The following is a 12808-nucleotide window of genomic DNA, read 5'->3' on the forward strand; positions in this document are numbered from 1 at the left end:
ACCGATCTGCAACGGCCAGAAGAACTCCCACACCGACACATCGAACGTCGACGGCGTCTTCTGCAGCACCACGTCAGCAGGTTCCAGCCCGTACTCCGACTGCATCCACACCAAACGATTCACGATCGCTCCGTGCGAAACCGCCACACCCTTCGGGCGGCCCGTCGAACCCGACGTGAAAATCACATAGGCCGTATTCCCCGGCCGCAACGGAGCGACCCGGTCGGCATCGGTCACCGGGGTATCCGGATATCCCGGCAGCTCGACGGTATCCGCGACCACCACCGGCACGCCGGTGGCCGAAATCTGTTCCAGCGCAGCTATATCTGCGGTGGTGGTGAGCACGCAGACCGGTGCCGCGGTTTCCACCACATACCGTGTCCGCTCGGCTGGATGTTCCGGATCCAGCGGCACATAGGCGCCACCGGCGGTGACGACGGCATACATGCCGACCACCAGATCCACCGAGCGCGACACCATCAGCCCGACCGCCGATTCCGGGCCCACGCCCAGCGAGATCAGGTGCCGTGCCAGGCGGTTCACCCGGGCGGCGAATTCGGCGTAGGTCAGGGTTCCGGAGCCGAAGGTCAGTGCGGCCGCCTCGGGGGTCCGCGCGAGCCGGCCCTCGAACATCGACACCAGAGTCGCGGCCGAATCGATCTCGTGCGCGGTGTCGTTCCACCGGCGCAGGACGAGTTCGCGTTCCGCGTCGTCGAGCAGATCGAGTTCGCCGAGGGGACGGCCGGGCGCGTCGGTGAGCGTGGTCAGAACCCGCACCAGCCGGTCCGCGAGCTGCCGGACCCCGGCCTCGTCGAACATATCCCGCCGGTAACCGGCCCGGATCTGCAAGGTCGAACTCAACGAGGCGACCAGGGTCAGCGGGTAGTGGGTGGCGTCCTCCATACCGAGCTCGGTGACCGCGAGCCCGTCGATATCGGTGGCCTGGGCCTGGATACCCTCGGCGTCCACCGGATACGACTCGAACACCAGCAGTGTGTCGAACAGGGCGGCCATCCCCGCCGCGGCCTGGATATCCGCCAAGCCCACATAGTGGTGATCGAGGAGATCGGCCTGTTCGGCCTGGGTACGGGTGAGCAGGGCGCGGGCGGGTTCGGCGGGGTCGAAATGTACCCGCACCGGCACCGTGTTGATGAACAGCCCGACCATGGTCTCCACGCCCGCCAGCTGCGGCGGCCGGCCGGAGACGGTGGCACCGAACAGCACATCGTCACGGCCGGTCGTGCGGCCGAGCAGGATCGCCCACGCCACCTGCAACACCGTATTGGCGGTGATACCGAGTTCGGCGGCCAGCGCGGTGATCCGCGCCGTGGCCGCGGTATCCAGTTCGAAGACGTACTCGCCAGACAAACTGTCGATTTCGTGGGCGGCGTCCCCGGCGGACAGCGGGCCGCCGAGCAGAGTCGGCTCGTCCACCCCGGACAGCGCCGCGCTCCAGGTCGCCAGCGAGGCCTGCCGGTCCTGCCGGCGCAGCCAGTCGAGGAAATGCCGGTAGGAACGGACCGGCGGCAGCACGCCGGTGTCGGCGCGCACGGCGTACAGCGCCAGCAGATCCCGCATGAGCAGCGGCATGGACCAGCCGTCGAGCAGGATGTGGTGATTGGTCACCACGAATCGCCAGGTATCCGGCGCGGTCTTGATCAGGGTGAACCGGATCAGATGTGGTTCCGTGAGATCGAAATGCCGCAGCCGGTCGGTTTCGATCAGATCATCGGCGCGACCGGAGGTACTGCGGTCGTATTCGGTCCAGTCGATCCGCACCCCGTCGAGTACGACCTGCACCGGATTGCCTCGCTGATCGGTGACGAAGGCGGTGCGCAGGTTCTCGTAGCGGTCCACCAGCGCTTGCGCCGCCGCCCGCAGGCGTTCGGCGTCGAGCCGGCCGGTCAGGGTGAGCACCGCCTGCGCGGTGTACACATCCACCGACTCCGCGGCCAGCTGGGCGTGGAACAACAAGCCGGTCTGCAACGACGACAGCGGCCACACATCGGCCACCGGCATCGGGTACCGCTGTTCGAAACCGTCGATATCCTGCTGCGCCAGCTCGACCAGGCCGAAGTCGGACGGGGTGTGCCCACCCGCGCCCGCGGTTTCGGCATGACGGGCCACCGCTTCCAGCGCCCGCACCCAGAGATCGCCGAATTCGCGCGCCTCGGCCGCGGACAGCAGCGTCGTGGGGTAGCCGATCCGCGCGGTGAGCGTGTCACCGACCACGATGGCGTTGATATCCAGCGGCGCCATGGCCGGCATATCCGGGTCGTGGCCGGGGTCCAGGCCGGCGAGGTCACCGGCCGGTAGCCAGCCGAAATCGCGCATATCCTCGGGGATCTCGCCCGCCCCGATCCGGCCCAGATAGTTGAAACTCACCTGGCCCGGTATCTGCCGCGGCAACTCGGCGGCGGTTTCGGCATTCATATACCGCAGCAGGCCGTAACCGATGCCCTTGTCCGGCACAGCCAGCAGCTGCTCCTTCACGGCCTTCAGCGCGGCACCCAGTTCGGGACCACCGGTGAGGGCGGCCTCGATATCGATCCCGGCCGGCTCGAACCGCACCGGGAACATGGCGGTGAACCAGCCGACGGTACGGGAAAGGTCCGCGCCGGGCACGACCCCTTCCTCACGGCCGTGGCCTTCCAGACGGAGCAACAGCGGATCGTCGAGCCGCGCACCGGGTACGCGGCGGGCCCGCCAGGCCGCGGTCGCCAGGACGAGCGCGGTGAGCAGACCGTCGTTCACACCGCCGTGGAACAGGGCCGGAACGGTGGTGAGCAGGGTCCGGGTCACCTCCGGGGAAACCTGGACCCCGTACGCCTCGACGACTCCGGTGGTATCCACCGCCGGATCCAGCGGCCGGCGAGTCAGCAGCGGATCGGCGGTGCCGGCGACGGTCCGCCAGTAGTCGAGTTCGGCCACCCGGCCGGCGCTGTGCGCAGTGCGTTCGAGGGCGTGCGCCCAGGTCCGCATGGAGGTGGCCGGAGCCGGCAATTCGGGCGTCTGCCCGGCGCTGTGCGCGACCGCGGACAGCACGAAATCGGGTATCAGCACCCGCCAGGACACACCGTCGACCACCAGATGGTGCGCGAGCACCACCAGACGACCGGTCCGGTCGGCGGTATCGGGTTCCAGCCAGACGAACCGGATCACCACACCGGCGGCGGGGTCGAGCCGATCGAGGGCGGCATCCACTGCCGCCGAGGCGATGTCGACGAACTCTTCCGCACCGGCGGTGGCATCGAAAACGGTGTGGTCGATCAGCGCGTCCGCGTCCACGGCGCCCGGTTCTGCGGTTTCCAGCAGCCAGTCACCGTCCTCGGCACGCAGCCGGGCCCGCAACATATCGTGCCGGTCCAGCACCGCGCCCACGACCGCCGCGATCGATGCGCGGCCGATACCGGCGGGCAGCTCCAGCGCCATCAACTGATGGAACCGGCCGTACGAACCGGGCCGCTCCACCATGAACCGCGCGGCCGGGGTGAGCGGCATGGTGCCGACCCCGCCACCCGGCAACTCCACCAGCGCGGCCGCGGCGGTATCCCCGATCTCCACGGATTCGGCGACCGCGGCCAATCCGGCCACCGTGCGCTGCTCGAACACATCACGCGGGGTAAACACCACCCCCCGTGCCTTCGCCCGGGAGACCAGCTGGATCGAGACGATACTGTCGCCGCCGAGCGCGAAGAACGAATCGTCCACACCGACCCGGTCCACACCCAGGACGTCGGCGAAGATGTCGGCGATCACTTCCTCGACGGCATTGCGCGGTCCACGGAACGCGGTCTGCGTTTCGAATTCCGGCTCCGGCAGGGCCTTCCGGTCGAGCTTGCCGACCGGGGTCAACGGGATCTCGTCGAGCACCATGACCGCGGCGGGCACCATATACGACGGCAGCCGTTCGGCGATATGCGCCGTCACCGCGGCGACATCCACCGAACGCCCCGGCGCGGGCACCACATACGACACCAGTACAGTCGCGCCGGCGCCGGTCGCATGCCCCGTGGTGACCGCGAAATCGACATCCTCGTGCGAGGTCAGCGCCGCATCGATCTCACCGAGCTCGATCCGGAAACCGCGTACCTTCACCTGGAAGTCGTTGCGGCCCACATACTCCACCACCGGTGTACCGGCGGCGTCGCGGCGCCACCGCACCACATCGCCGGTGCGGTACAACCGGGCACCGGGCTCACCGTAGGGGTCGGCGACGAAACGCTGTGCGGTCAGGCCCGGGCGCGCATGGTAGCCGCGCGTGACCTGAACACCACCCAGATACAGCTCGCCGGCCACTCCCTCCGGCACCGGTCCGAGCCGATCGTCCAAGACGAAGGCCCGCATACCGCGGATGGGGCCGCCGATCGTCACCCGGTCGCCCGGCCGCAACGGATCGCTGATATTCGACATGATCACGGTCTCGGTCGGGCCGTACCCGTTGTAGAAGGCCCGGCCGGGCGTATCCGCCCATTTCGCGACCAGCTCCGCGGGCACGGCCTCACCGCCCGCGACGATCGCCCGCATACCCGCCAGATCCGCCGGTTCCAGCGAAGCCAGCACCGACGGCGTGAGGAAGCCGTGGGTGACCCCGGCGGAGCGAATCAGCTCGCTCAATTCCGCACCGCCGTAGACCCCCGGCGGCACGACGACCAGCGCACCGCCCGAACCGACGGCCAGCAGCAGTTCCAGGATCGACGCGTCGAACGACGGCGACGCGAACGCCAGGGCCCGGGTATCGGAGGTCAGCCCGTACCGCCGCACCTGCTCGGCGCTGAAGTTCGCCAGGCCGGTATGTGGTACGACGACGCCCTTGGGCAGGCCGGTCGAGCCCGAGGTGTAGATCACGTACGCCGGATTCGTGATCCGCAGCGGCCGCACCCGGTCCGCGTCCGTGACGGCGGCGGCCGAATACTGTGCCAGGTCCGCTTCGTCGAGCACCAGCCAATCCACCGAATCCGGCAGATCCGCCTGTACCGACGCCACCGTGACACCCACCCGGACCGCGGAATCGCTGAGCATATGCGCGATCCGCTCGGCCGGATACGACGGATCGATCGGCACGAACGCCGCCCCCGATTTCGACACCGCCCATTCGGCCAGTACCGAATCCGCCGATCGCGGCACCGCCACCGCCACCAGATCCTCGGGGCCGAGACCGCGCGCGATCAATGCCCGTGCCAATCGGTTGGACCGCTCGTCGATCTCGCCGTAGGTCAACCGCTCGTCCCGGAACAGCACCGCCGGCGCCGACGGGTCCCGGTGCGCGGCGGCGGCGAACAACTCCGGCAGCGTGCGCGCGGGTTCCGCCGGGCCACCCGACCGCGCCAGGATCCCGGCCCGCTCGGCGTCGTCGAGAATCCGGAGTTCGCCCACCACGGCCCCGGGGTCGGCGGCGACCGCCGCCAGTACCCGGACGAACCGGGAGATCAGCGATTCGGCCGTCGATTCGTCGAACAGTTCGGTCGCGTAGTCCAGCAGCACGAGCATTCCGCCCGCACCGTTATCGGTCAGCGTGAACTGCAGATCGAACCGCGCGACCCCCTCGGCCAGATCGATCCCGGCGAGTTCCAGCCCGGCCAGTTCCAGCGCCGGCTGCTCGTTGTTCTCGAACGACAACGCCACCTGGAACAGCGGATTCCGCGCCTGCGAACGTTCCGGCGCCAGCAGATCCACCAGCCGCTCGAACGGCACATCGGCATGACCGAACGCGTCCAGGTCCGCCTGCTTGGCGCGGTTCAGCAATTCGGTGAACGGCGCACCGGAATCGACCGCGGTCCGCAGCACCAGCGTGTTGACGAACATGCCGACCAGATCGTCGAGCGCCTGCTCACCACGACCGGCGATCGGCGTACCGACCGCGATATCACCGCTGCCCGACATCCGCGCCAGGAAAGCGGCCAGCCCGGCGTGCACCACCATGAACAGGGACGCGCCGCGCTCGCGCGCCAGCGTTTCCAGGTCCCGCACCACACTCGCGTCCAGCTCACCGCGTACGGTGGCGCCCCGCATCGACGCCACCACCGGCCGCGGCCGGTCGGTCGGCAACCCGATCTCGTCGGGCAGATCGTCCAGCGTGCGCTGCCAGAACGCGGTCTGCTGCGCCATCGGCGATTCCGGATCGTCCTCGCTGCCGAGCACCCGCCGCTGCCACAGCGTGTAATCCGCGTATTGCACGGCCAGCGGATTCCAGCCCGGCACTTCGCCCTGGGCGCGGGCCGCGTACGCGGTCATCACATCCCGCGCCAGCGGCCCCATGGAGAAACCGTCCGCGGCGATATGGTGCGCCACAACCACCAGCACGAATTCGCGCGGCCCGGTCGTGAACAACCGCATCCGCACCGGAATATCCGCGGCGACATCGAAACCGCCGCCCGCGAATTCGGCGACCTTCGCGACCACCTCGTCCGGGGCGGCCTCGACCAGCGGCAGATCCGGCCGCGCCCGGTCGGCGGGCACGATCACCTGTACGGGCGCACCCTCGCGCTGCGGATACCAGGTGCGCAGCGATTCGTGGCGGGTCACCACATCGGCGAGGGCGGCCCGTAACGCGGCCACGTCCAGCGGGCCGGTGAGCCGGATTGCCATGGGCAGGTTGTAGGCCACCGAGGAGGTGTCGTACTGGTTGAGGAACCACATCCGCTGCTGCGCGTAGGACAGCGGCACCAGCTCAGGTCGCGGCCCGGCCACCAGCGGTTCCCGGGCGGCGGCGCCGGAGCGCTCGGCCCGCACGGCCAGCTCCGACACGGTCGGGGCCTCGAAGAGCATCCGCACCGGCACCTGCGTATCCAGTGCGGCACCCAGCCGCGCGGCGACCTGGGTCGCGATCAGTGAGTTACCACCGAGGGCGAAGAAATCGTCATCGGCACCGATCCGCTCCACACCGAGAACATCGGCGAACACATTCGCCACGATCTCCTCGATCGGAGTCGACGGCGCCCGGAACTCCCGCGCCTGGAACACCGGTTCCGGCAACGCCTTACGATCCAGCTTCCCCGACGTATTCAACGGGAACGCGTCGAGTTCGACGACCGCCGCCGGAACCATGTACACCGGCAACACATCACGCACCGCGTCCAGCAGATCGGCCTGCACGATCTGCTCGCCCGGCGCGGGTACGACGTAGGCGACCAGCTGCTCGCCCAGCTGCGAACCGGCCACGGTGACCACGGCCTGGCTCACCTGCGGCTGCGCCAGAAACGCCGACTCGATCTCACCCAACTCGATGCGCTGACCACGGAACTTCACCTGGAAATCGGTACGCCCCAGGTATTCCAGCACCGGCAGCGAGCGCTGAGTGGTGCCGATATCGGCGCGCGTCCAGCGCACCAGGTCACCCGTGCGGTACATACGAGCACCCGGATCGAACGGGCTGGCGACGAATCGGTCCGAACTCAGATCCGGGCGGGTCACATAACCGCGCGCCAGCTGGTCACCGGCCAGGTACAGCTCACCCGTGACACCCTCGGGCACCGGATGCAGTCGCGAATCCAGCACGTAGACACCGCTGTTACATTGCGGCACACCGATCGGCACACAGCCCGACTCGGCACCCGTGGCCTGCCAGTAGGTGATCGAGACCGCGGCCTCGGTCGGGCCGTAGAGGTTGTGCACCGCGGCATCGCTGATCGCGTGCATCGCAGTCACGGTTTCCGGCGGCAGGGCCTCACCGATCACGAACACGTGCTGCAGGGTCGGGATCGAACCGGTAGCGGTATGCGCCGCGAACACCGTCAACATCGACGGCACGAAGTCCGTCACCGTCACGTTCTGCTCGGCGATCACCCGAGCCAGATACGCCGGATCACGATGACCATCCGGCGTCGCGACAACCAGGCGCGCACCCGCAGCCAGCGGCAGGAAGTAACCCCACAACGACACATCGAATGTCGTGGCTGTCTTCTGCAGATAGACATCACCCGTATCCATCGGATACTGAGCGAGCATCCACGCGACCTGATTGCTGATCGCCGAATGCGGCACCGCCACACCCTTCGGACGACCCGTCGAACCGGATGTGAAAATCACATACGCGGTATTGCTCGGCCGCACCGGCGCCAACCGATCCGCATCGGTCACCGGCGACCCGTCGAAACCGCTGGTATCGACCATGTCCAAAGCCAGCACCGGAACACCGGCGAGCACGCCCGCACTCTCACCGGTACCGACCGCACCGGCGCCCCCCGTGGCAGCGGGGACCCCCGCGCCGACTGCCTGCACATCGGCAGTGGTCGACAACAGGCACACCGGTGCCGCGGTATCCAGGATGTAGCCGATCCGCTCGGCCGGATGCGCCGGATCCAACGGCACATACGCACCACCCGCCGCCACCACCGCATACATGCCGACCACCAAGTCGACCGACCGCGACACCAGCAACCCGACCAACGACTCCGCACCCACACCCCGCGCAACCAGCAACCGCGCCAACCGGTTCACCCGGCCCGCGAACTCCCCATAGGTGAGATCGGCACCCTCGAACGACACCGCCACCCGATCCGGATAAGCGGCCGCCGCACGCTCGAAGCCGTCCAGCAGCAACCGCTTCGGCAGCTGCTGCTCGGTGGCATTCCACTCGACCAGCACCCGTGCCCGCTCGACCGGAGCCAGGATGTCGAAATCGCCCACCGCCCTGGCCGGTTCGGCAGCGATATCGCTCAGCAACCGGGTGAACCGTTCGACGAATCCCTGTACCGTCGCGTGATCGAACAGCGCGGTCGCATACGTGAGCGAACCACCGACACCCTGCGGCGCTCCCGAGGCGTCGTAGGAGTCGCTCAGGATGAGATTCAGGTCGAATTGCGAGACCGCGGCATCGAAATCGACTCCCGAAATTGTCAGTCCCGGCAATTCCAGACTGGTCTGCGCCAGGTTCTGGAAGGTGAAGCCCACCTGGAACAGCGGATGCCGTGCCTGCGACCGCGCCGGGTTCAGCACCTCCACCAGCCGCTCGAACGGCACATCCGCATGCGCGAACGCGGCCAGATCGATCTCCCGCTGCCGGGCCAGCAGATCCGCGAAGCTCTCACCGCGATCCAGTTCGGTCCGGAACACGAGAGTGTTCACGAACATACCGATCAGATCGTCCAATGCCGATTCACCGCGACCGGCCACCGGCGAACCGATGGTGATGTCATCGCTACCGGACAACCGGGACAGCAGCACCGCGAAAGCGGCGTGTACCACCATGAACAGGGTGGCGCCCTGCTCCTGCGCCACCCGCTGCAGACCGGCATGGGTCTCGGCGTCGATCCGGACCTCGACCCGGCGGCCGGCGAAGGACTGCACCGCCGGACGCGGCCGGTCGGCCGGTAGATCCAGCTGATCCGGCACACCGGCCAGGGCCTGCTGCCAGTAGCCGAGCTGTTCGGCGGCGAGGGAATCCGGATCGCTTTCCTCGCCCAGCAGGGCGCGCTGCCACAGCGCGTAGTCGGCGTACTGCACCGGCAGCGGCTCCCACGCCGGCGCCGCGCCGGCGGAACGGGCGGCGTACGCGGTCATCAGATCACGAGTCAGCGGCCCCACCGAGAAACCGTCACCGGCGATGTGGTGCACCACCAGCGCGAGAACGAATTCCCCTGTCCCGCGTTCCTCCCCGGTAGCGTCGTCGACCCGCAACAGCGCCACGCGCACCGGCACCTCGGCCGTCACGTCGAAACCGGCCGAAACCAGCTCCGCCATCGCGGGCACGATCTCCTCGGCGGCGACCGAGCGCACCGCGAGTTCCGGTACCGCCTGCGCGGGCGGCAGGATCAGCTGCACCGGGCCCGATTCGGTCTCCGGGTACACCGTCCGCAGCACCTCGTGCCGGGTGACCAGGTCGCCGACGGCGGTCCGCAACGCGGCCACATCGAGCGTGCCGGACAACCGGATCGCCAGCGGAATGTGATAGGCCGCCGAAGCACCGTCGAATCGATTCAGGAACCACATCCGCTGCTGCGCCGGCGACAGCGGAATACGCTCGGGGCGCGGGCCGGCGATCAGCGCGACCCGGCCGCCGGAGCCGCTGATCTCGGCCAGCCGTTCGGCGAATCCGGCTACCGTCGGGGCCTCGAAGAGCAGTCGCGCCGGGATCCGGGCGTCCACGACGGCGCCCAGCCGGGCGACCATCTGTGTCGCGAGCACCGAGTTGCCGCCGAGTTCGAAGAAATCGTCGTCGGCGCCGACCGGATCCGCGGGCTGCAGCAGATCGGCGAAAACCGCGGCGACTTCTTTCTCCAGCGAAGACTCCGGCGCCCGGTACGCTTTCGTCCGCAACTGCGGCTCCGGCAGCGCCCGGCGGTCGAGCTTCCCGGCGGGTGTCAGCGGAACCTCTTGCAGCACAGTGATACTCGCCGGAACCATATGCGCCGGCAACCGGTTCGCGGCCGATTCGAGCAGTTCCTCGACATCGACGGCGGCCCCGTCGACGGTATGCACGTAACTGGCCAATACGGTGGCCCCGCTGGCAGGCTCGTATCCGATGGTGACGGCGAAATCGACCGCGGGGTGCGCGGCGAGGACAGCGTCGATCTCACCGAGTTCTATCCGGAAACCACGAATCTTCACCTGGAAATCGTTGCGGCCCAGGTATTCCAGCGATCCGTCGGCGGTCCAGCGCACGAGGTCGCCGGTGCGGTAGAGCCGGGACCCGTCCTCGGCGAAGGGGCTGGCCACGAACCGCTGTGCGGTCAGGCCCGGGCGGTCGTGGTAACCGCGGGCCAGCTGGGCACCGGTGACGTACAGCTCGCCCGTGATCCCGGTGGGTTGCGGCCTCAGCCGTTCGTCCAGCACGTATTCGGTGACGCCGCGAACCGGCGCCCCGATGGTGACCGGCTGCTCCGGTTCGAAGGGCCCACTGAGGTTGACCATGACGGTGGCCTCGGTGGGACCGTAGGCGTTGTAGAACTCGCGCGGGCCGCTCGCCGTCGGCGAGCCCGCCCACCGGCGGACCAGATCCTGGGGGCAGGCTTCCCCACCGGTGATCACGACCCGCAACTCGTCCAGACCCACCGGATCGATGGACGCCAGCACCGCCGGGGTGATGAAGGCATGGGTCACCTGTTCGCGCCGCAGCAATGCGGCCAGTTCGTCACCGCCGTACACGGTCGGCGCGACCACGACCATGGTGGCCGCGCCGCCGACGGCGAGCAGCAACTCGAGTACCGAGGCATCGAAGGACGGCGAGGCGAAGTGCAGGGTGCGCGCGGCGGGATCCACCCGGTACCGGGCCTGCTGTTCCGCCGAGAAACCCGCGAGACCGGCGTGCGTGACCACGACACCCTTCGGGGTGCCGGTCGAACCCGAGGTGTAGATCACGTAGGCGGTGTGCTCGGCCCGCAGCGGGCGCACCCGTTCGTCGAACGTCACGGGTTCGGCCGGATAGCCGGCCAGCCGGGCCGCGGTACCCGCGTCGTCGATGGATAGCCATTCCACCCGGCCGGGCAGTCCGGCCGCGGATCCGGTCACGGTCAAGCCCAGCACCGCGCCGGAATCGACGACCATATGCGTCATGCGGTCGATCGGGTAGGTGGGGTCCACCGGTAGGTATGCGGCGCCGGTCTTGGCCACCGCCCAGACGGCGATCACCGATTCGAGCGAGCGGGCGATCCCGATCGCGACCACATCCTCCGGCCCGATCCCGCGGTCGATGAGCAGTCGGGCCAGCCGGTTGGAGCGTTCGTCCAGTTCCGCGTAGGTGAGCTCACCCGAGGTTCCGGCGGCGTCCACGTAGCGCACGGCGAGACCGGACGGGTTGGTCTCCACGGCCGTCGCCATGAGCTGAGGCAGGGTGGTACTCCGGGGGCGGCGGGCGCGGGCCGGGCGGGTGCGGGCCGTTCGGGTCATGCCTGTTTCACTTCCTGGTGGTAGTCACACTGCTCACCGACAACCGAAACCATCAACCTGCCTTGCCTGCCTTGTCAGCTTCCGCCGGTGGTGCACCCGCCGCCGGCGCGCGGTACGCGTATTCGGGCTGCCCCGGGTCAGGGCACGGTCGACCGCCGCCGGAGTCGCCGTCGTCCATCATTACATGGCCCTGGAATGACCATCTGTTACCACCGAGGGAAACGACCTGCTCAGGGCCACTTGCCGGGGTCCCGTGATTCGCGCGATAGACGAGCGCGACAGGACACAGCCACCAGACGGTGGGTCCCCCCGCCTCGCCTCATGGGTGAACGTCGCCGCCTGGGCACCGTAGAAGATCAGCCGCGCGAGGGACCCGGACAGGATTCGAATAGACGTTCGAACCATGCTACCGATAGACCGCGGCTCCACCGTCGAGTCCCCCCACACACACAGCCGGCCATGCGCTTCGTGGCAGACCGACCGGTTACACCGGCGGGTTCCGCTACTCCTGAACTGCCGATCGAGGCATGCCGGCCAACGCCGGCCAACCGGTATTACAGCACCCCGTCGATCGTCCCTTTCCGAACCTCACCGCCACCTGGCCGGTACGACATCCCGTCAGTCCTGCTCCCCGGAGGTGTTTCCGAGCCGGGCCAGCAGGTGCGGGGCGATGACAGTGAAGGCCTCGGCCGTCGTCATCCCCTCGTGCATCGCCGGCACCTCGTATTCGGCGACCTCACCCGACACATACGGCCGCCAGTGTTCGGCCCGGGGTTCTTCCTGTTGCGCACCCGGGGTGGGTACGGCCGCGCGGAAGAAATCGACGACACCCCGGTAGACACCCGGTTCGTAGCCGGCGATCAACTCCGCCGACCGCGCCACCGTCCGGAACACCGCCCGCAACCGCTCCACCGGCAGATGCAGCAGCTCCGCGGGGATCAGCTCGTGCAAGCGAGCCAACTCCGCATCACCGAGTTCGCTG

At 68.6% G+C, this 12808-nt stretch carries 1 protein-coding gene and 1 pseudogene; both read right to left on the reverse strand.

Features of this window, described 5'->3' with window-relative positions; translation table 11 throughout:
• A pseudogene (locus QH276_RS23255) lies at positions 1 to 11826 on the reverse strand (non-ribosomal peptide synthetase); the annotation flags it as partial.
• 618 nt (positions 11827 to 12444) lie between these two features.
• On the reverse strand, positions 12445 to 12808 hold a 364-nt coding region (locus QH276_RS23260), incomplete at its 5' end, for a hypothetical protein (RefSeq protein ID WP_280398910.1).

Origin of the sequence: Nocardia carnea (assembly GCF_029869215.1) — a bacterium.
Classification (GTDB): domain Bacteria; phylum Actinomycetota; class Actinomycetes; order Mycobacteriales; family Mycobacteriaceae; genus Nocardia; species Nocardia carnea_B.